Source organism: Spirillospora sp. NPDC029432 (assembly GCF_040703975.1).
In the GTDB taxonomy this organism is placed as follows: Bacteria; Actinomycetota; Actinomycetes; order Streptosporangiales; family Streptosporangiaceae; genus Spirillospora.
In genome coordinates this window covers 161,421-181,439 of record NZ_JBEZWH010000012.1, presented here as the reverse complement: position 1 = coordinate 181,439, position 20,019 = coordinate 161,421, and the positions used below count along the sequence as shown (strand labels likewise).

The 20,019-nt window shown below is 74.1% G+C and carries 19 protein-coding genes; 6 read left to right on the top strand and 13 right to left on the bottom strand.

The genetic code is table 11. The annotated features are described in order from the left end of the window. The first annotated feature begins 150 nt into the window (after positions 1-150). A complete protein-coding gene (locus tag AB0881_RS12985) occupies positions 151-1,359 on the top strand; it encodes a hypothetical protein (protein ID WP_366616727.1) in 1,209 nt (402 codons plus the stop codon). A 35-nt stretch (positions 1,360-1,394) separates the two neighbouring features. Here AB0881_RS12985 and AB0881_RS12980 read toward each other — a convergent pair whose 3' ends face one another. Together AB0881_RS12980 and AB0881_RS12975 are read right to left on the bottom strand one after the other, a co-directional pair. Then, positions 1,395-2,054, bottom strand: coding sequence for a response regulator transcription factor (locus AB0881_RS12980; RefSeq protein WP_366616726.1), 660 nt, complete (start codon positions 2,052-2,054; stop codon positions 1,395-1,397). Beyond that, positions 2,045-3,292, bottom strand: coding sequence for an ATP-binding protein (locus AB0881_RS12975; RefSeq protein ID WP_366616725.1), 1,248 nt, complete (start codon positions 3,290-3,292; stop codon positions 2,045-2,047). Before AB0881_RS12975 ends, AB0881_RS12980 begins: the two co-directional genes overlap by 10 nt. Positions 3,293-3,597: 305 nt before the next feature. Between AB0881_RS12975 and AB0881_RS12970 the strand changes: the two genes are divergently transcribed. Next, complete coding sequence (locus tag AB0881_RS12970) at positions 3,598-4,782, top strand: DUF418 domain-containing protein (RefSeq protein WP_366616723.1); 1,185 nt, start codon at positions 3,598-3,600, stop codon at positions 4,780-4,782. On the opposite strand, the gene AB0881_RS12965 is transcribed toward AB0881_RS12970, so the two are convergent. Continuing rightward, a complete protein-coding gene (locus tag AB0881_RS12965) occupies positions 4,779-5,468 on the bottom strand; it encodes a TetR/AcrR family transcriptional regulator (RefSeq protein WP_366616722.1) in 690 nt (229 codons plus the stop codon). The two genes, AB0881_RS12970 and AB0881_RS12965, sit on opposite strands and share 4 nt — an antisense overlap. A gap of 178 nt (positions 5,469-5,646) precedes the next feature. Between AB0881_RS12965 and AB0881_RS12960 the strand changes: the two genes are divergently transcribed. Further along, positions 5,647-6,897: an oxygenase MpaB family protein gene (locus AB0881_RS12960; RefSeq protein ID WP_366616720.1), complete on the top strand. Its 1,251-nt coding sequence runs from the start codon at positions 5,647-5,649 to the stop codon at positions 6,895-6,897. Between the two features lie 73 nt (positions 6,898-6,970). On the opposite strand, the gene AB0881_RS12955 is transcribed toward AB0881_RS12960, so the two are convergent. Next, on the bottom strand, positions 6,971-7,495 hold the full coding sequence (locus AB0881_RS12955; protein ID WP_366616719.1) for a pyridoxamine 5'-phosphate oxidase family protein: 525 nt from the start codon (positions 7,493-7,495) through the stop codon (positions 6,971-6,973). Positions 7,496-7,604: 109 nt separating this feature from the next. Between AB0881_RS12955 and AB0881_RS12950 the strand changes: the two genes are divergently transcribed. After that, on the top strand, positions 7,605-8,873 hold the full coding sequence (locus AB0881_RS12950) for a flavin-dependent oxidoreductase (protein ID WP_366616717.1): 1,269 nt from the start codon (positions 7,605-7,607) through the stop codon (positions 8,871-8,873). On the opposite strand, the gene AB0881_RS12945 is transcribed toward AB0881_RS12950, so the two are convergent. After that, entirely contained in the window at positions 8,870-9,856 is a 987-nt protein-coding gene (locus AB0881_RS12945) for a WYL domain-containing protein (protein WP_366616715.1), read from the bottom strand. The genes AB0881_RS12950 and AB0881_RS12945 overlap by 4 nt on opposite strands. Before the next feature lie 94 nt (positions 9,857-9,950). Here AB0881_RS12945 and AB0881_RS12940 point away from each other — a divergent pair, with 94 nt between their 5' ends. Continuing rightward, positions 9,951-11,051 (top strand): winged helix DNA-binding domain-containing protein, encoded by a 1,101-nt coding sequence (locus tag AB0881_RS12940; protein WP_366616714.1) that lies wholly within the window; start codon positions 9,951-9,953, stop codon positions 11,049-11,051. A gap of 8 nt (positions 11,052-11,059) precedes the next feature. Here AB0881_RS12940 and AB0881_RS12935 read toward each other — a convergent pair whose 3' ends face one another. The 6 genes from AB0881_RS12935 to AB0881_RS12910 all read right to left on the bottom strand — a co-directional run bounded on the left by AB0881_RS12935 (position 11,060) and on the right by AB0881_RS12910 (position 16,029). Beyond that, a complete protein-coding gene (locus AB0881_RS12935) occupies positions 11,060-11,806 on the bottom strand; it encodes a copper homeostasis protein CutC (protein ID WP_366616712.1) in 747 nt (248 codons plus the stop codon). A 7-nt stretch (positions 11,807-11,813) separates the two neighbouring features. Next, on the bottom strand, positions 11,814-12,755 hold the full coding sequence (locus tag AB0881_RS12930; RefSeq protein ID WP_366616710.1) for an asparaginase: 942 nt from the start codon (positions 12,753-12,755) through the stop codon (positions 11,814-11,816). Then, complete coding sequence (locus AB0881_RS12925; RefSeq protein ID WP_366616708.1) at positions 12,673-13,596, bottom strand: amino acid ABC transporter permease; 924 nt, start codon at positions 13,594-13,596, stop codon at positions 12,673-12,675. Before AB0881_RS12925 ends, AB0881_RS12930 begins: the two co-directional genes overlap by 83 nt. Further along, positions 13,593-14,237, bottom strand: coding sequence for an amino acid ABC transporter permease (locus AB0881_RS12920; RefSeq protein WP_366616707.1), 645 nt, complete (start codon positions 14,235-14,237; stop codon positions 13,593-13,595). Before AB0881_RS12920 ends, AB0881_RS12925 begins: the two co-directional genes overlap by 4 nt. A 40-nt stretch (positions 14,238-14,277) precedes the next feature. Further along, positions 14,278-15,207 (bottom strand): glutamate ABC transporter substrate-binding protein, encoded by a 930-nt coding sequence (locus AB0881_RS12915; protein ID WP_366616705.1) that lies wholly within the window; start codon positions 15,205-15,207, stop codon positions 14,278-14,280. A gap of 93 nt (positions 15,208-15,300) precedes the next feature. Next, the gene (locus tag AB0881_RS12910; protein ID WP_366616704.1) at positions 15,301-16,029 is read right to left on the bottom strand and encodes an amino acid ABC transporter ATP-binding protein; all 729 of its coding nucleotides are present in this window, start codon (positions 16,027-16,029) and stop codon (positions 15,301-15,303) included. 115 nt (positions 16,030-16,144) lie between these two features. Here AB0881_RS12910 and AB0881_RS12905 point away from each other — a divergent pair, with 115 nt between their 5' ends. After that, positions 16,145-17,302, top strand: coding sequence for an ROK family protein (locus AB0881_RS12905; protein ID WP_366616702.1), 1,158 nt, complete (start codon positions 16,145-16,147; stop codon positions 17,300-17,302). A gap of 12 nt (positions 17,303-17,314) precedes the next feature. On the opposite strand, the gene AB0881_RS12900 is transcribed toward AB0881_RS12905, so the two are convergent. Together AB0881_RS12900 and AB0881_RS12895 are read right to left on the bottom strand one after the other, a co-directional pair. Beyond that, positions 17,315-19,123 (bottom strand): choline/carnitine O-acyltransferase, encoded by a 1,809-nt coding sequence (locus tag AB0881_RS12900; RefSeq protein WP_366616700.1) that lies wholly within the window; start codon positions 19,121-19,123, stop codon positions 17,315-17,317. 49 nt (positions 19,124-19,172) lie between these two features. Beyond that, positions 19,173-19,991: a class I SAM-dependent methyltransferase gene (locus AB0881_RS12895; protein WP_366616698.1), complete on the bottom strand. Its 819-nt coding sequence runs from the start codon at positions 19,989-19,991 to the stop codon at positions 19,173-19,175. Between the last annotated feature and the right edge of the window lie 28 nt (positions 19,992-20,019).

Genomic DNA, 20,019 nt, shown 5'->3' with positions numbered 1-20,019 from the left:
CCGAAACTTTAGAGAGTGCACCCCCGGAACGCCCGGCGATCCGCTCATGAGAACGGGCGGCCGACGACGCGGTCGGCGGCGCGGCGGCCGTCCTGCGGTGATCTAGGGTGGCCGTGGACGGTTCGGCGCGGACGTGCGAGGTGGTTCGGGGTGGCGCGAGGCGGAACGGAGCCGGCGGCCGGGGACGGGGCGGGGCCTGCCACGGGGACCCAACCCGCCGCCATCGAGCCCGCCGTCGAGGAGCTGCTCGACGCGCTCGACTCCGTGGACGCGGACGGCTGGTATCCGGCCGTCGACGTGGAGCGGCCGTGGTCCACGGCCAACCCCCGGATCGCGGGCGAGTTCGCGCGCCCGAACGCGATCCGCGCCTACCTGCGCCGCGAGCTGTCGGCCCTGATGAGGTCCGGCGCCACCGTGACCGTGCGGGCGTCCCGCCCGGCGCTGGACTTCAACGATCCCGGCTTCTTCACCGCCCTGGACGAGGACCGCGTCGACCTGCGCGGCAAGAAGCTCTTCCTGTTCGGCCCCGAACGCATGGCGCTCTCGCTGGACCGCCTCTCGCACTACTGCGGGACGCCCGCCGAGTCGTTCCAGCGGCACGTGCTGTTCACCAACTACGCGATGCACGTCGAGTCGTTCCGTGAGCGCTTCCCCGACGCGGAGGGCCCGGCGCGGCCGGGCGTGCAGATGCCGGCCTGGCACCAGCGGACGCCGGACGGCGGCGGCGTGAGCCTGGTCAACATCGGCGTGGGCCCGTCCAACGCCAAGACCATCACCGACCACCTGGCGGTGCTGCGCCCCGACACCATGATCATGATCGGCCACTGCGGCGGGCTCCGCAACCACCAGGCGCTGGGCGACTACGTGCTCGCCACCGCGTACCAGCGGGCGGACCACGTCCTGGACGAGGTGCTGCCGCTCGACATCCCGGTCATCCCCAACCACCGGCTCAACACCATGCTGCTCGACAGCCTGGATGCCGCGGGCGCCCGCTACCGCCTCGGCGTCGTCCACACCACCGACAACCGCAACTGGGAGTTCAACCAGGGCCGCACGCTGGCCATGATGAAGAGCGCGCGCAGCATCGCCGTCGACATGGAGTCCGCGACGATCGCGGCCAACGGGTTCCGCTACCGCATCCCCAACGCGACACTCCTGTGCGTCTCCGACAAGCCCCTGCACGCCGAACCCAAGCTCGCCGGCGGCGCCCAGCCCTTCTACGAGGCGAGCAAGCGCCGCCACCTGGGCATCGCGCTCGCCGCCCTCGACCGGGTCAGGCGCGACTACCCGGACGGCCTCCCCAACCAGGAGCTCCGCGCCGCCGACGAGCCCCTGCTGGGCACCGAGACCGGCGACTGAGAGGCGACTGAGAGGCGAGCGAGAGGCGGCGCCCGTCAGGGCAGCAGGCCGCGCTCGTGCGCGGTGACCGCGGCGGCCGTGCGGTCGGACACGCCCAGCTTGGCGAAGATCCGCACCAGGTGGGTCTTCACGGTCGCCTCGCTGAGGAACAGCGCGGCGGCGACCTCGCGGTTGCTCGCCCCCGCGCCGACCAGCGCCAGCACCTCGATCTCGCGCTCGCTCAGCGGGCCCTTCGGCGGCCGCGCGGGGGCGCGGACGCGTTCGATGAGCCGGGCCGCCGCCGTGGGCGCCAGGACGCTCTCGCCGCGCGCGGCGGCGCGGAGGCCCCGGAACAGCTCCTCGCGCGGGGAGTCCTTCAGCAGGTAGCCCACCGCTCCCGCGTCGATCGCCGGAAGGACGTCGGCGTCGCCGTCGTAGGTGGTGAGCACCAGCACCCGCGTCCGCGGCGCCGCGCCGGCCAGGCGCCGGATCAGCTCCACGCCGTCCACGCCCGGCATCCGCAGGTCGCTCAGGACGACGTCGGGGCGCGTCCTGGCCACCGCGGCGAGCGCCTCGGCGCCGTCGGCGGCCTCCGCGACCACCTCGAAGCCCGGCTCCCCGCCGAGCATGCCCAGCAGCCCGGCGCGGACCACCGGGTGGTCGTCGACCACGACCACGCGGACGACTCCGGTGCCGTCCGGGCCGTTCACACGCATTCCCGCTCCTCCGTCTCCGGGCGTACCGCCGGGATGGTGACGCTCACCGCCGTGCCGCGGCCGGGCGCCGACTCGATGCTCAGCGTTCCGGCGAACCGGGCGATCCGGTGCCGCATCGCGCTCAGGCCGAGCCCGCCGCCCGCCGGGCTGGCGGCCGCCGCGTCCGGGTCGAAGCCCACGCCGTCGTCGTGCACGTCGAGCGCGACGACGTCGTCCATGAACGACAGCGTGACGCGGACGTGCCGGGCCCGCGCGTGCCGGGCCGCGTTCGCCAGCGCCTCCTGGGCCGCGCGCAGCAGCGCCTCCTCGGCCTCCGGGCGCAGCCGCACGGGGGTCCCGGTGACGGTCAGGGCGGCGTCCGCGCCGCCGCCCGCCCGCCAGCGCTCGACCACGGCCTCGATCGCCTCGGGCAGCGTCCCCGCGTCCAGCGGTGTCGGCCGCATGGCGAGCATCCAGCGGCGGGCCTCGGCGAGGTTCTCGCGCGCCGTCTCCCGCGCGATGTCGACATGGCCGCGCGCCGGGCCGTCCGCGGGGAGGTGCCCGCCGGCGGCCTCAAGGTGGGTGAGGATCCCCGCCAGCCCCTGGGCGAGCGTGTCGTGCAGCTCCCGCGCCATGCGGGTGCGTTCGGTCAGGACGCCCGCCGCTCTGGCGCGTTCCAGCAGCTCGTCCTGGAGGCCCGCGTTGTGCCGCGCCAGCTCGGCCAGGCGCGCGTGCGCCTCGGCGAGCTCCTCGTAGGCGGCGCGGCGGCGGAGGACCTCGGACTCCACCGTACGCAGCGCTCCTCCCACGGCGCTGATCAGAACGGTCGTAGCGCAGGAGGTGGCCACCAGCGCCGGCGACCATCCCCAGTCGGTGACGAGCGCCGCGCTGGTGGCCGCAACGCCCACGTAGGCGAGCCATCCCGGAAGCGTCACGAACGCGGTCGGGTAGCAGGCGACCAGCAGCAGGACGTACACGGGCTCGCGCGAGAACAGCCAGCAGGCCAGGCCGAACAGCACGGTGAAGTACAGCACCATCGGGGCCGCGACCCGTTCCGGCCACCGCGGGTGCGCCGTGACCATCCACCAGTGCCACAGCGCGGCCAGCGCCGCGATCCCGAGCGTGAGCAGGAGGTCCGGCGAGGGCTCGGGGCGCCGCGCCGCCGCGGTCAGGGACGCCGCCGCCACCGCCGCGTACGGGGACGCCAGCCAGACCCGGTCCCAGGGGCTGCGCCACCCGGGGTCCGCGGGGACGGTCACGGTGGCCTCCTGTCGTCGAACGTCTCCGGCCACGCTCGCAGTATCCACCGATCCGGCTCGGGAGTCCGTACGGCGAGGATGCCGGACCAGAGCGCGGATTCCATCGATCGGACGACACGCGCCCGCGACGCCGTGTGCTAGCCGTCCGGTGGCGTGGGGGCGTTCGGGCAGGCCGGTGCCCGATCCGAGATGAGCGCGGAGCCCCGGCCCGGAGGGCGGCGGCAGCGGGGGATTCAACCGGTCGAATCGCGGATGACCCGTCCGGCGGATACAGCGCCGCGGGGACCCTGCCGAGACTCGCCGTCATGGACGAGACCACATCGCACCGCGCGCCGGCCGGCGCGCCGACACCCGAGGCGGAACGCTCGCTGGCCCCCGACCTGGCGCGCGGAGCCGCGCTCCTGGGCATCGCCCTGGCGAACTCCGTCTACTACGTGAACGCCCCGGAGTACGGGGCCCGCTCCCGCCCGGTCGGCGGATCCCCGCTGGACGGCGCGGCCGACCTGCTCCTGGTGGCGCTCGTGGACGGCAGGTGGCTGCCCCTGTTCGCCGCGCTGTTCGGGTACGGCGCCGTGCAGATGACGCGCCGCCAGTCCGCGTCGGGACACGACCTCAAGGCCGTGCGCCGGCTGCAACGGCGGCGCTTCGGGTGGCTCACCGCGTTCGGCCTCGCCCACCTGCTCCTGCTCTTCGGCGGGGACATCCTCGCCATCTACGGCATCCTGGGCTTCGGGCTCCTGCTCATGCTGCGGGCCCGGGACCGGACCCTGCTCGCCTCGGCCGGGGCCGCCCTCGTCGCCGCCGTACCGCTGGCCGCGCTGGTGGGCATGCCTCCGTTCGGTACGGCCGTGCGCAACGGCATCCCGTCGCTGCTCACCGGTGATCCCTGGGAGGCGCTCGTCCTGCGCGCCGCGGCCTGGCCGCTGGACGTCGTCCTGCTCTCGCTGTCCGCGTTCGCGCCGATGCTGCTGGGCGTGTGGGCGGCCCGGCGCGGCGTCCTGGACGACCCGAACCGCCACCGCTCCCTCCTCCGGCGCACCGCCCTGATCGGGATCCCCGCCGGGGCGGCCGGCGGCGTCCCCCTCGGCCTCATCGCCGCCGGGCTCTGGAGCGCCGGAACGTGGGCGACGTTCCTGGCCTCGGTCCTGCACGTCCTCACCGGGTTCGCGGCGGCGCTGGGCGCCGGCGCCGCTTTCGCCCTGGCGGCCGCCGGCCGGGCGGGCCGGGGCGGGCCGGTGGCGCGGGCGCTGACGGCGACCGGCCGGCGTTCGCTGTCGTGCTACCTGGCCCAGTCGGTGGTGTTCGTCGCCCTGTTCGCGCCGTACGCGGGCGGGCTCGGCGACGATCTCGGGACCGCCGCGATGGCCGCGGCGGCCGCGCTCACCTGGCTGGCCACGGTGCTCGCCGCGGGCCTGGCCGCGAGGACCGGCCGGCGCGGCCCCGCCGAGGCGCTCCTGCGCCGCCTCACCTACCGCCGCCGTACGCGCTAGCCGGGCGGGGCGGGCGGTTCGAGCATGGGGACGAGGAAGCGGCGGGCGAGGGCGGCGAGCTGCTCGTCGTCGTCGAGGTCCACGAGCCGACTGGGGATGGCCAGGAAGGACGCGGAGACGCGGACCATCATCTCGGCCACGTGGTCCACGTCCAGGCCGTCCGGCACGTTCCCGGCGCGCTGCTCCTGGCGGAGCTGGCCCGCGACGAACCGCCGCACGGTGGCGAGGGTGTGGCCGCCGTCGCTGATCATCGCGGAGACGAGCAGGTCGGTCTCGGCGTCGATCAGGCCGCCGATCAGCGGGTTGCCGCGGATGGCGCGCAGCGAGCTGACGAAGCCCAGCACCACCCGGTCGGCGGCGGTCTCGGCCCGCTGTATGTCGGTGAGGAACCGGTCGAAGTAGCGGCGGAACTCGCGGCGGACGACCTGCTCGACCAGCGCGTCCTTGGTCGCGAACCGGCGGTAGACCGTGATCCGGGATACCCCGGCCCGGCGGGCCACGTCCTCCATGGTGGACCGCTGGATGCCCATCCGGCAGAACTGCTCGTACGCCGCGTCGAGGACGCGCGCGCGGGCGGGGTCGGTCTCGCCGTTCTCGTCGACCTGGTCTACGGCCTCGCTGTACGCGCGTTCCAGCAGCGACTCGTCCCCCGAGGTCGCCGTGAGGAAGGACAGCACAGGTTCCACGTTCTCCTCCTGGGACGGCCCCATCCATTCTGCCGCACCCTTCCGCGGCCGCCGTCAAGATCAGGTCTTGTGGCGGCCGACACAGTGTGCTGTCATTGGACTGCCGTCGATGATACGCGGATGCAGGATGCGTTTCACCGTATCGCACGGCGCTCTCGGCCCCGAGGAGGAACGAAGCATGGACAAGCCCAGCAGACGCAACGTGCTGATGACGGGTGGAGCGTTGGGCGCCGTCGGTGCGCTGAGCGCCGCGACGCCCGCCCACGCGTCCCGGCTGTGGACGTGGTCACCCGAAGGATCGATCGCCGGCGCGGGGGCGGGGGCCGACCCGCGCGGCGTGTGGGACCCGGAGGCCGACCAGCTGGTCGCCTCGCTGCTCGACCGGGGCGCCGTCCCCGACGTGAACAAGAAGCTGCGGACCTGGACCAAGAACGGCCAGGCGCTCCCGAGCGGGCTCCCCGCGGACCTGCGCGACTTCATGGAACGGGCCAGGCGGCTGCCGTCCTGGGCCGACCAGGGCAAGCTCGAGACCGCCGTCGGCTTCAACGAGAAGCGCGGGCTCTACCTCGGCGTCACCTACGGGTTCGCCAGCGGGATGATGAGCACCGTCATCCCCAGGGAGGCGCGCGCCGTCTACTACTCCAAGGGCGGTGCGGACATGCGGGACCGCATCACCAAGACCGCCAAGCTCGGCTACGACATCGGGACGTCGAACGCCTACGCGGCCGACGGCGAGATGGTCGTGACCTGCGTCAAGACCCGGCTGGCGCACGCGGGCGTGCGCCACCTGCTGCCGAAGTCGGCGTACTGGAACAAGGTCGCGGACGAGGAGATCCCGATCAGCCAGGCGGACATGATGGTCACCTGGCACAGCCTGCCCACGACCGTCATGCAGAACCTGGTCAAGTGGAAGGTCCCGATCCCCGCCGCCGAGTCCGAGGCGTTCCTGCACTCGTGGCAGCTGTGCGCCCACATGCTCGGTATCAAGGACGAGTACATCCCCAAGTCGTGGGACGAGGCCAACTCGCAGGCCAAGCAGGTCCTGGACCCGATCCTGGCGCCGACGCCCGAGGGCATCAAGCTGGCCGACATGCTGCTCAACCTCGCCACGATCGTCCCGGGCGGCCCCCTCAAGTACATCACCAAGCCCATCCTCGGCTCGCTCACCCGCTACGTGCTCGGCGACGAGATCGCCGACTGGCTGCGGATCCGGCGGGACCCGCTGTGGGACGGCGTCTTCGAGACGCTCTGGGAGCCCTTCGTCGCCGTCCGCGAGGGCATCCTCGCGATGGAGGACGCGCCGGGCGCCCTGCAGAAGTTCTACTGGGCCTTCGACGAGATCCTCCGCCTGGCGGCCCTGCTCGTGCTGTCCGGCGGGGACCTGCCGATCAGCATCGAGATCCCGGTCACCAACAACCCGGACTACTGACCCGCCTCCCGGGCTCGGAACGCGCGCTCCGGGCCCGGGGCCTTCGGACGGGGCGGCCGCGCCGGCGGCCGCCTCAGCGCTCGAAGCGCCAGCGCGTCGCGCCGAACGGCTCCGCGGTGGCCACCCCGAAGGCGGTGTGGAAGGTGAAGCGGTAGAGGTGCCAGGGCGGCGGGCCCGCGCTCTGCGCGCTGAACGGGGCGGTGAGTGCGTCGCCGTCCACCTCCGCCGGCCAGCCGCCCTCCCGGTAGCCGGCCGCCACCCGGGCCAGCACGTCCGGTTCGACGGTGCGGGCGGCCTCGCCCTCCAGGACGAGGTCCACGCCGGTCAGCCGGATGGAGAGCGTGCACGCCGGGTTGGCCGCGAGGTTGCGGGACTTGCGGGTCGCCGGGCCGCTGGTCAGATAGAGGTCGCCGTCGTGCCACAGCGCGCCGACGCCGGCCGAGTGCGGGCGCCCGTCCGGACGGACCGTACCGAGGAACACCGCTGTCTCGGCCTTGGCCAGGTCCACCGGGAGCCGCTCGTGGACGCGGCTCCACGGCAGCGGGCCCGAGTCGTAGATGTCGAGGTCCACTGCCTCGACCGGGTCGCGATCGGTCATGACTGCGCCTTTCCCTCGGATGAGCCGTCGAAAAGGCAGACCGGGTCCGGCCCCCGTTCTCATCGGTCCGGGCCTATCGGGACGCCGGTCCGGATGGCACGCTCGCAGCATGAAGGTCGTCGTCGTAGGGGCGGGAATCGGGGGCCTGGTCACGGCTCTGAGGCTGCATCACGAGGGCATCGCCTGCGAGGTCTACGAGCAGAGCGAGCGGATCCGCGAGCTGGGCGTCGGGGTCAACACGCTGCCGAACGCGGTCAAGGAGCTGGCCGGGATCGGGCTGCTCGACCGGCTGGAGGGGGCGGGCGTCCGCACCCACGAGCTGATCTACACCCACCGGCTCGGGCACGAGATCATGCGCCGGCCGTGCGGCCGGAACGCCGGCTTCGCCTTCCCGCAGGTCAGCGTCCACCGCGGCCGGCTCCAGGGGGTGCTGCTCCAGGCGGTGCGCGAGCGGCTCGGCCCGGAGGCGGTGCGGACCGGGCACCGGCTGGTCGGGTTCGATCAGGACGCGACGGGGGTGCGGGCCGATTTCGCCGGCCGCGACGGCGGGGCGCTGCCCCCGGCGTACGGCGACGCGCTGGTGGCGGCGGACGGGATCCACTCGACCGTGCGGTCCCTGCTGTTCCCCGAGGAGGGGCCGCCCCTGTGGAACGGCGTGATGATGTGGCGCGGGGCCGCCGAGTGGCCGGAGTTCGGCACCGGCCGGTCGATGATCATCGCGGGCGGCACCCGGGCCAAGCTGGTGATCTACCCGATCGCGGCGGGCCGGCTGCCCGGAACGAAGCTGACCAACTGGGCGATCTGCGAGCAGACCGGCCGGCCGGGCGACCCGCCGCCGCAGCGCCAGGACTGGTCCCGCCACGCCGACCCGTCCGGCCTGGGCGCGCGGGCCGCCCGCTTCCGCACGGAGCTCCTCGACCACGCCGGGCTCGTCGCGGCCACCCGGGACTGCTACGAGTTCCCGATGTGCGACCGCGACCCGCTGCCGTACTGGACGCGCGGCCGGGTGACCCTGCTGGGGGACGCCGCCCACCCGATGTACCCGATGGGGTCGAACGGCGCGGGCCAGGCCATCCTGGACGCCACCAGCCTCAGCCGCCACCTGGCCCGGCACGCCGACCCCGCCGAGGCGCTGCTGGCGTACGAGCGCGATCGGCTGCCGACGACCAGCGAGGTGGTGCTGCGCAACCGGAAGGGCGGGCCGGAGAACGCCATCGACGAGGTCGAGCGCCGCGCGCCCGACGGCTTCGACCGCATCGAGGACGTGATCGACACCGCGGCGCTCGAAGCGATCGTGAACGGCTACGCCCGGGTCGCGGGGGCGTCCCGCGAGCAGGTGAACCGCGGTGCCGGGGAGCCGGCAGGCCCGGACCGCTAGCCGGCCGCGGCGGCCGTGTAGCGACGGGCCAGGTGCGCGAAGGCGTCCCTGAGCTCGGGTGGCCCGACGATCTCGAAGTCGGCGTCGAAGCGGCCGATGGCGGCGGCCAGGCCGGGCCACGACCACGAGCCCAGGACGAGCCGGCAGCGGTCCGGGCCGAGCTCCTCGACGAGCCCGTCGCCGGTGTAGCGGGACACGGCGGCGGCGGGAAGGGCGAGGATCACCTCGCCGCGGCAGGGCCAGTCGCCGCCGCCCGCGCCCATGAACCGGTCGGCCACGAACGCGGCCACGTCGCCTCCGGGCAGCTCCCGGGGCGTGAAGCGCGGTCCGGTCGGGGTGCGCGGGGTGATCCGGTCGGCGCGGAAGGTGCGCCAGTCCGCGCGGTCGAGGTCCCAGGCGACGAGGTACCAGCGGCCGCCCCAGGTGACGAGGTGGTGGGGCTCGACCCGGCGTGGCGGGACGGGAGCGCCGCCGCCGTCCGCTCCGGCCGGTGACGCGGGCGGGTAATCGAAGCGCAGCACCTCGCGGGCGTGGACGGCGGCGCTGACCGCCATCAGCACACCGCCGTCGACCCGCGGGTTCGCCCGCGCCGCGGGCCGTTCGACGGCGGTGACCTGGAAGGTGTCGATCCGGTGGCGCAGCCGGGAGGGCATGACCTGCCGGACGGTGTTCAGCGCGCGCGCCGCGGCCTCCTCGATCCCGGCCCCGGAGGCGGTGGCGATCTGGAGCGCGACGGCGAGGGCGACGGCCTGCTCGTCGTCGAACAGCAGCGGCGGCAGCTCCGTCCCGGCGTCGAGCCGGTACCCGCCGTCGGGCCCCTTGAAGGCCGCGATCGGGTAGCCGAGCTCGCGCAGCCGGTCGACGTCGCGGCGCACGGTGCGCGGGCTGACCCCGAGCCGTTCGGCGAGCAGGGCCCCGGGCCAGTCGCGGCGCGCCTGGAGCAGCGAGAGCAGCGCCAGCAGCCGCGCGGATGTCTTCGGCATGGTCCCTATATTGGCGCCAATAGCGGTCACATCCTGGCCGCTTCTCCTGAGAGGTTGTCGTGCGGGGGCAACGACGACGACCCGAAGGGCGCTGATGACCGTTCTGACCACCCGGGCGCTGAACCGCGCGACGCTGGCCCGGCAGATGCTGCTCGAACGCGCCGACGTACCGGTCCTGGACGCCGTCGCGCACCTGTGCGGCCTCCAGGCGCAGGAACCGCAGGAGCCGTTCACCGGGCTCTGGTCGCGGCTGCGCGCGTTCGACCCCGCGGTGCTGTCGGACCTGCTCGTCCGGCGGCAGGTGGTGCGGACCCACCTGATGCGCCGCACCATGCACCTCGTCACCGCCGCCGACGCGCTGGCCTGGCGGGCCCGCCACGACGCCATGCTGCGCCAGAAGGTCCTCGGGGTCTACCGCGCCGACCTCGCCGCGACCGACCTCGGCGAGCTCGCGGCGGCGGGCCGGGAGCTGGCGGACGGCGGCGAGCCCCGCACGATGGCCGAGCTCGGCCGGGCACTCGCCGAGCGGTGGCCGGCGGCCGGCCCGCGGGCGCTGGGCGAGATGCTGGTCGCGGGCCTCGTCCCGACGGTCCAGGTGCCGCCGCGCGGGCTGTGGCGCGCGAAGGGCGGGGCGCGCTACGTCCCGCTCTCCTCCTGGCTCGGCCGCGAGATCGACCCGCCGGCCCCCGACGGGACCGATCCCGTGGGGCGGGAGCTGGTGCGGCGCTACCTGGCCGCGTACGGTCCCGCCGCCACGGCCGACGTGCGCGCCTGGTCCGGCGCCGCCGGGCTGCCGGGCGCGGTGGCCGCGATCCGGGACGAGCTGGTGTCCTTCCGCGACGAGCGGGGCCGCGAGCTGCTGGACCTGCCCGGCGCGCCGCGCCCCGACCCGGACCTGCCCGTGCCGGTGCGCTTCCTGCCCGCGTTCGACAACGCGATCCTCGGCTACCAGGACCGCGGCCGGATCATCGACGACGAGCACCGCGGCCTGTCGGTCGCCGGCGAGCGGGTGGTCCTGGTCGACGGCCGGGCCGCCGCCACCTGGAACGACAAGGACGGCGCCGTGACCGTCACGCCGCTGCGCCGCCTCTCCCGGTCCGATCGTGCCGCCGTCGCCGAGGAGGGGCGGGCGCTGGCGGCGTTCCTGTCCGACGGTGAGACGGACCGTGTCGAGGTCGCCGCCTCGCCCGCCTGAACGCCGCGCTACCGGGCCGCGGCGCTGATCACCGAGGAGATGCCGCCGGAGGTGGTGACCAGGCGCTGGTACTCGGGACGGCGCAGCTCGCCGCCCATGAACGGGTACGGGTTGCGGTGCACCGCCGGGCTCGCCTCCTCGCTCAGCGCGGCGAAGTGGATCTCGCGGGCGCCGGTGGCGGCCACCACCCGGGCGGCGTTCCGGGCGGTGATGCCGCCGCCCGGCATCACCACGATGCGGTCGCCCGCGCGCCGGACCAGGTCGGCGATCAGCGGCGCGCCCTCCAGCACGCTGACGTCCTGCCCGGACGTGAGCACGCGGTCCACGCCCAGCTCGACCAGGGTCTCCAGGGCCGCGTACGGGTCGGCGGTCATGTCGAACGCGCGGTGGAACGTCACCGGCAGGCCGCCGGCCGCGGCGATGAGCCGCTCGGTGACGGGCCGGTCGATCTCGCCGTCCGGGGTGAGGGCGCCGATGACGACGCCGTGCGCCCCGGCCTCGCGGGCCAGCGCGGTGTCGTGCTCCATCGCGGCGATCTCGTGCTCGTCGAAGATGAAGTCGCCGCCGCGCGGGCGGATGATGACGTGCACCCGGATGGACGACACCGCCGCCAGCGCCGCCCGTACCGTGCCCAAACTAGGGGTGAGCCCTCCGTCGAACAGCGCGGCGCACAGCTCCACGCGGTGGGCGCCGGCCCGTTCGGCGGCGATGGCGCCGGCGACGCTGTCGATGCAGATCTCGTAGGTGAGGCTCACTTACTTCTTACTTCCCTTCGATGATGCGGATCTCGCCCACCGGGCGGCCGCCGCCCAGGACCGGGACGGCCCCCAGCTTCGCCGCGGCGGTGGTGTCGGCGCCGAGCGCGGCGAGCGCGCGCAGCGCGATGGCGGTGGTGGCGCGGGGGCTGCCGTCGATGACCTTCACCGCGACGGCGTGGCCGGCGGCGGTGGCGGCGATGAGCACGCCCTCGGCGCCGCCCTTCACCACCGAGCCGGGCAGCGCCCGCATCAGCTCGGTGTTGGCGTGCCCGGTGCCGCCGACGTACTCGGGATGGGCCCGCATGGCGTCGGCGACCGCGCGGGACGGGCCGCTCGCGGCGAGGGCGAGCGACCGCGCGGCGCGCGCCAGGCCCGCGAGCGTGAGCCCGAACAGCGGCGCGCCGCACCCGTCCACCGCCACCGGCGACGGCGCCTCGCCCGAGCCGTCCGCCAGCGCGGCGCGCACGCCCTGCTGCAACGGGTGCCCGGGATCGAGGTACGTCTCCAGCGGCCACCCGTTGGCGGCGCACGCGGCGAGCATGGCGGCGTGCTTGCCCGAGCAGTTCATGTGCTCGCGCGTCTCGCCCTTCCCGGCCCGGATCAAGGCGGCCTTCGTGGGCTCGTCCTCCGGCCAGGACGGCGGGCAGCGCAGCGCGCCGGTGTCCAGGCCGGCATCGGACAGGATCGCCTCGACGGCCGCGACGTGGAAGTCCTCGCCGGTGTGGCTGCCCGCCGCGATCGCCAGCCGCTCGCCGGCCAGCGGCGCGCCCGCCGCCAGGCACGCCAGCGCCTGGAACGGCTTGGTCGTCGACCGCGGCAGCACGGTCGCGCGGACGTCGCCGCGCTCGTACGCGAGCGTCCCGTCAGGCGCCAGCCCCGCCACGCTGCCGTAGTGGACGCTCTCGGCGAAGCCGTTGCGGACGACCTCGGCCAGCACGTCGTACATCTCGTCCCTCCATGGTCCGCTGCTCCAGCGTCCGCGCGACCTTGGCGAGCGTCGCGTTGACCACCAGGTAGATCAGCGCGACCACCAGGTACGTCTGGATGAGCAGGTGGTTGTAGTTCGCCAGCACCTTGCCGCTGTAGAGAAGCTCGGCGTAGCTGACGACGTAGCCGAGCGAGGTGTCCTTCAGCAGCCCGGCGGACTGGCTGACCAGCGACGGCAGCACCCGCCGCGCCGCCTGCGGCAGCACGATCAGCCGCATCGCGCGGCCGCGCGTCAGGCCGACCGCGAGGCCCGCCTCCAGCTGGCCGCGCTCCACCGACGCGATCCCGGCCCGGAAGATCTCCGCGAACGCGGCGGCGTTCGACACCGACAGCGGGACGACCAGCTTCCAGAACAGCGGCAGGTCCAGCCCGTACCGGGGGAGCGCGAACAGCACCACGTACACCAGCAGGAGCGCCGGGATCGTCCGGACGACCTCTATGTACGCGGCGCACGGCAGGCGCAGCCACCGCGAGGGCGACAGCCGGCCCAGCGCGAGCAGCACGCCCGCCGCCATCGACAGCGCGATCGCGACCACCGCGGCCAGCGCGGTCGAGCGCAGCCCCTCCAGCAGGTACCGCCACATCGGCCAGGTGCCGAACGGCCGCCACCGGTCGGCGGCGAGCTGCCCGTTGTCGCCGAACTGCTTCAGCGCCAGCGCCGCCAGCGCGAGCCCGGCCAGGACGGTGAGCACGGTCGCGGCGCGGATGCGGGTCCGCGCCCGCGGGCCCGGCTCGTCGAACAGCAGCCGCGCCGATCCCGGCCGCCTGCTTCCGGTGGTCTGCTTGCTTCCGGTCTTCACCGCAGGATCGCCAGCTTCCGTTCGAGCGTGCCCGTCACCAGGCCGAAGACCGCCGACAGCGCCATGTAGGCCAGGCCCGCGCCGACGAAGATCCAGATCGGCTGCGCCTCGGCCAGGTTCACCCGGTTGGCCGCGGCGGTCAGCTCGACCAGCCCGACCGCCGCCGCCAGCGCGGTGTTCATCAGCGTCATGATCGCGATGTTGCCGAGCGGCTGGACGACCGTCCGCAGCGCCTGCGGCAGGATCACCAGCCGCAGCGACTGCGTGAACGTCAGCCCGAGCGCCCGGGCCGCCTCGCCCTGCCCGGCCGGCACCGCGTTGATCCCCGACCGGATCGCCTCGGCCATGTACGCCCCCTGGTACAGGGCGATGACCACGACCGCGGTGGTGAACAGCCCGGCCATGACCCCGATCTCGGGCAGGCCAAACACGGCGAGCACGAGCCAGACCAGCAGCGGGATGTTCTGCAGCACCTCGACGTAGGCCATGCCCGCCGCGCGCAGCACCCGTACCGGGCTGACGCGCATCGCGGCCACGATCACGCCGGCCGCGAGCGCGCCCGCGAGGGAGAGCAGCGTGAGCACGACGGTCAGCCGCAGGCCCTCGCCGAACTCCGCGAGATGGTCGGTGATGACGTTCATGACGCCCTCGTCACCAGGGTCCCGTCCACTGGGGTCCCGTTCACTCCGAGCCCGGCGCGGAACCGATCGCGGGCGGCTGCGGCGCCGCGCCCTCCGCGACCGTGCCGATCGAGTTCTTCCAGACCTTCGCCCAGAGGCCGGACGCCTGGATCTGCTTGAGCCAGTCGTTGACGAACCGCTTCATCTGCGTGTCGCCGTGCTTGAGCCCGATGCCGTACGGGTCGCTCGTGAACGGGCGGCCCTGGATCCGGACGGACGGGTCCTGCTTGGCGGTGGCCAGCAGCACGGCCTCGTCCTGCACGTACGCCTGGCCGCGGCCCTGCTTGAGCGCCTGCACGCACTCGGGGTCGCTGCCGAACGTGATGATCTTCGCGTCCGGGGCGGCCTTCTTGATGGCCGGGATGGCCGGCGTGTTGGCGCCCGCGATGACCGTCTTGCCCTTGAGGTCGGCCGGGGCCTTGATCCCGGTCTCGTCCTTCTTCGTGGCGATGACCAGGCCGGACGTGTAGTACGGGCCCGCGAACGCGACCTGCTTGGCGCGCTCGGGGTTGATGCTGTACGTCTGCAGCACCACGTCCACGGTGCCGTTCGACAGCAGCGCCTCGCGGGTCTCCGACGCCGAGTTGACGATCTTCACGTTCGGCTTGCCGATGATGTACTTGGCCAGCAGCCGGCCGAAGTCGGCGTCCAGCCCCTCGACCTTCTTGGTGGCGGGGTTCTGCTGCGACAGCAGCGGGGCGTCCAGCGAGCCGCCCACGATCAGCTCGCCGCGCTGCTTGATCTTCTCCATGGTCGAGCCGGCCGGCAGGCTCGACGCGACCGGCGCCGCGGCGAGCAGGTCGTCCTGCTCGCCCTTGTCCGCGCCGGGCACCGCGGCGTCGCCGCCGGAGCAGGCGGCCAGGCCCGCCAGCGACAGCGCCGCGATCGCGGTCGCCGCCGTCCGCCGCGTCCTCGCGGAGGTACGCACCATGATCATCAACCTTTCTCGAAGTCGCGCACCGCGGACACCTGCCGGGTACGCCATGCCGCCCGCCGGCCGCCGCGTCCCCGCGGCGGCGGCCGGCTAGTGGCTGAGGACCTTGGCCAGGAAGTCCCGGGCCCGGTCGCTCGCGGGTGAGTCGAAGAAGGCCGCCGGCTCGCCGCTCTCGACGACCTCGCCGTCGGCCATGAACACGACGCGGTCGGCGACCTTGCGGGCGAAGCCCATCTCGTGGGTGACGACCACCATGGTCATGCCGTCGCGGGCGAGCCCGGTCATGACCTCCAGCACCTCGCCGACCATCTCGGGGTCGAGCGCGGAGGTCGGCTCGTCGAACAGCATCGCCTTCGGCCGCATGGCCAGCGCGCGGGCGATCGCCGCGCGCTGCTGCTGCCCGCCCGACAGCTGCGCGGGCAGCTTGCCCGCCTGCTCGCCGATGCCGACGCGGTCGAGCAGCTCGCGGGCGCGCTGCTCCGCCTCGGTACGGGACAGGCCGCGCACCCGCGTCGGCGCGAGCGTGAGGTTCTCCAGGACGGTCTTGTGCTGGAACAGGTTGAACGACTGGAACACCATGCCCACGTCGGCGCGCAGCCGGGCGAGCGCCCGGCCCTCGACGGGCAGCGGCTCGCCGTCCACGCGGATCGTTCCGGCGTCCGGCGACTCCAGCCGGTTCAGGCACCGGCACAGCGTGGACTTGCCCGATCCGGACGGGCCGATGACCACGACCACCTCGCCCTTCGCGACGTCCAGATCCACGTCGCGCAGCGCGGTGTGGCCGCCGAACCGCTTGTGCAGGCCGCGCACTTCGATCATTCGTCCATCCCTGCTCGAACTTCCTTCGAAATCGAAGTCGAGGAGGACGATAAGGGCCGACATCGCAACAAGTCAATGTGTTGATGGAGGAAGTGGGTCGTGCTAGACATTCGGGGTGCGCAACAACAGAGACGACGGACCGGCAGCGCTCGTCCGGCTCGTGGCGACCGGTCAGGCCGAGTCCAGGGCCGAGCTCGCCCGGCTCTCCGGGCTGGCCGCCTCCAGCGTCTCGCTGCGCGTCGAGCAGCTCATCGAGGCGGGACTGTTCACCGAGGAGGGCGCGGGCGCGTCGCGCGGCGGGCGGCGCCCGCGGCGGCTGCGGCTGGCGCCCGAGGCCGGCGTCTTCCTGGTCGCCGACCTCGGCGCGCACCACGCCCGGCTCGCCGTCGTGGACCTCGCCGGCACCCCGCTCGCCCTCGCCGACCTCGCGTGCGACATCTCGGTCGGCCCCGAGCGGACGCTCGCCGCGGTCATCGGCAGCCTCCGCGAACTGGCGCGCGAGCACGGCCTGGGGGACGTGCCGGCACGCGGCATCGGCGTCGGCCTCCCCGGCCCCGTCGACCCGCACACCGGGCAGGTCGTGTCACCGTCCCGCATGCCGGGCTGGAACGACTTCCCCGTCCGCGACTTCGTCGCCGAGCACGCCGGCCTTCCGGCGCTGGTGGAGAACGACGCCAACCTGATGGCCGTCGGCGAGCACCGCCACTCCTGGCCCGGCCTCGACAACCTCATGGTCATCAAGCTGGGCAGCGGTATCGGCTGCGGCGTCATCGTCGCCGGCCGGCTGCACCGCGGCCGCGGCGCCGCCGGCGACATCAGCCACGTCCGGATCCTGGCGGAGGCGAGCGCCGACTGCTCGTGCGGCCACCCCGACTGCCTGGAGGCGCACGCGAGCGGCGCCGCGCTCGCGGCGGGGCTGCGCGCGCAGGGCATCGCGGTCGGGCAGCCCGGCCAGATCGCCGACCTGGTGGCCGACGGCGTCCCGCAGGCCACCAGCGCGGTGCGCACCGCGGGCCGCCTCATCGGCGAGGTGCTCACCGCGCTGGTGAACTTCTTCAACCCCGACGCGCTCGTCATCGGCGGCAGCCTGTCGGGCGCCGAGCCGCTCGTCGCCACCATCCGGGGCGTCATCTACGAGCGCTGCCTGCCGCTGGCCACCCGCAACCTGGAGATCGCCACGTCCCGGGCGGGCCCGGACGCCAGCATCCTCGGCGCGGGCCGGCTGCTCCTCGAACGCTCCGCCGACTGGATCGAGCCCGCCCTCACCCGCTGAGGGCGGACCGGATCACTCGGCCGAGAGCAGCTCCTGGAGCTCCGCGACGGCCTCCCGCAGCCGGTCGGCGAACGCGTACATCGCGCCGGCGACCGGCCGAGGCGTGCTCAGGTAGACGTTGAAGCGGTCCGGCAGCAGCACGTACGCGACGCCGATGCAGTGCTCGCTCGTCGACCCGAAGCCGAAGAACCGGATGCTCGTGGACGGCGCGGAGCTGGTGCTGAGGTAGTCGTCCCGCATCACCAGCCAGCCCGGCGACGCGAACAGCGGCGGCTCCTCCGTGACGCCGAGTTCCGCGCCGCGCCGCTTCTGGATCAGCTGGAGCTCCCACAGGTGCTGCTCCGGCGCCTGCCCGGCCTGGCACTCCTTCGCCCGCCGCACGTGCGCCTCCGCCGCGGCCCGGAACGCCGCGCGGCGGTCGTCCGGAGCGGCGGCGGGATCGTCCATCGCCGCCACGAAGCGCAGCACCTCGGGCGTGACCACGCGCATCGCCTCGGTACGGCCGTGCCGGAAGTGCCGGGTCGCGATCGACTCGTACGTGGCGCCGGTGAAGCCCTTCGCCCGCTTGTGGGCGAGCTGGTAGGCCATCTGCACGAACGCGTCCGGCGAGACGCGCAGGCTCTTGGCGCGGTCGCCGCCGAAGTCGTCGAACGACACCGTCGCGGTCGCGGTGGCCGCGCCGTACGCCGCGAACGCCTCGCCCGCGGCGCGCACGGTCCGCCGCAGCTCGTCGTCCAGCACGAACTCGACGCGCTCGACGGGCGGTTCACCCTGGGAGACGGCGCCGGAACGGGCCGACAGCTCCTCGGCGGGGGCGCCGAGGAGCGCGTCCACGAAGGCGAGGATGGTGGTGCCGTCCAGCTCGCAGTGCTCCACGTTGATGCCCGCCGTGCCGTCGGCGAAGACGATCAGCGAGACCGCCTTGTCGAACCAGCGGTTCGCGCTCTCGCCGTGCAGCAGGTGGTCGCACGCGTCGTGCTCGCCGGCGGGGACGAAGTCCTCCAGGCAGACGCAGAACAGCGCGGTCTCCACCTCGTCGAGCGACGCGGCGTTGCGGGGATGGTGCTCGATGAGCGCGCGGCGGGCCCGCGCCCACTCCGCCCGCGCCATGGTGGTGAGGTGCCCGGCCGGCGCGTCCGGGCTCGCGTCCGACTTCATGATCGTCTGGAGGGCGGCGGCGAGCTCGTCCAGCGTGTACGGGCGGCCGCCGGGGCAGAGCACGTCCATCCGGAACATCGTCCCCCGGAAGAACACCACGATGTGCCGGGCGTCGGACGGTCCCGGCCACTCCTCGGAGTACGGCGCGCGGACGGTGTCCTGCACCTCGCCCGGGATCCGGGTGGTGGAGAACAGGAACCGCTGCTGCACCATCGACAGCGGCCGGCCGCGCTGCGTCGCCGGCGGGACGCGCTCGGCGTCCACCCGCAGCTTGTGGTCCAGCGCCCCGGCGATCAGGCCGGCGGCGCGCTCCGCCTGCCCGGTCCCGGGCGCGTCGCCGAAGAGGAAGAAGAAGTTGGCGTTCAGCGCGATCCGGTCGCGCCGCCCCAGGTAGCGGTACGGCCAGAACGTGTCGAGCCAGCTGTGCACGCCCTCTTCCGCGTCGTAGCGCTCCAGCGCGGCGTGCAGGACGGGGCCGGGCCCGCCGGGGCGCCGGAACTCCTCCACCGCCGCCCTCGTCTCGGCCAGCTGGGCCTCGTCCAGCAGCGGCGCGCACCATTCGAGCAGCCGGGCGCAGCTGTCGTCCAGGGCGGGCAGCGGCACGCGGGGCAGGCCGTCCTCGGCGCCGAAGGTGCGGGCGGGCGGCTCGTGACTACTGTTCAATTCGACGGTCCCTCGGTCCGGGTGGGCGTTGTCGGGCTGCCGCGGTCCATCATCGCGCGGCCGGGCGGGATACGTGCAGGCATGCGGAAAGCCAGCCGTCGCGTTCCGGGCCGCCGGGGTCCACGCCGGCGGCGGACAGCGTCTCCAGCACCTGCGCCTGCTCGCCGGCGTTCGCGAACCGGCGCTGCCGGAACGTCTCCGCCGGGTGGACGGTCTCGTAGCCGGCCGCGTCCAGGATCTTCTCGACCGGATCGAACGGGAACATCCGCAGCACGAAATGCGCCATCCACGGCAGGCGGCCCGCCGGGGCCGCGTCGACGATCCGTCCCAGCGTCCGCTCGGTGACGTAGCCGACGCAGCCGGTGGAGATCACCAGATCGGCGGCGGCGAGCAGCTCGCGCTGCGCCGGGTCCGGCTCGTTCTCCTCCAGGTCGGCGTGGACGGCGCCGTCGACGAACCCGGCCCCGGTCGCGTACGCGAGGGCCGGGCCGGAGGAGTCGAGACCGATGAACCGGACGCCGTCGGCCGTACCGGCCCTCGAACGCACCAGCTCGCGGTCGCGCTCCAGCAGTGCGGCCACGCTCAGCTCGGCGGCGCCGGGGCCGCTGTAGCGCTCGTACAGCTCGTCCATGGTCGCGTCGCACTTCAGCAGGGCGGCGTTGATGCCGTACGAGCAGCCGATGTCGAGAACGGTCGGGTTCCGGACCCCGGTGGCGTCGCGGTACTCCCGGATGAGGGCGCGGAAATGCGGCTTGGCGAGTTGCGGGATGTAGTAGTCGAGTTCGCGGAGGGTGCTGAAATAGGCGCGGGGATCGGGCCGGGTGTAGATGTCGTCCAGGCAGATCTTGCCGGTGGTGTCGGCGCGCACGGTCTCGTTCCTCTCGGGGCGTCGCGGC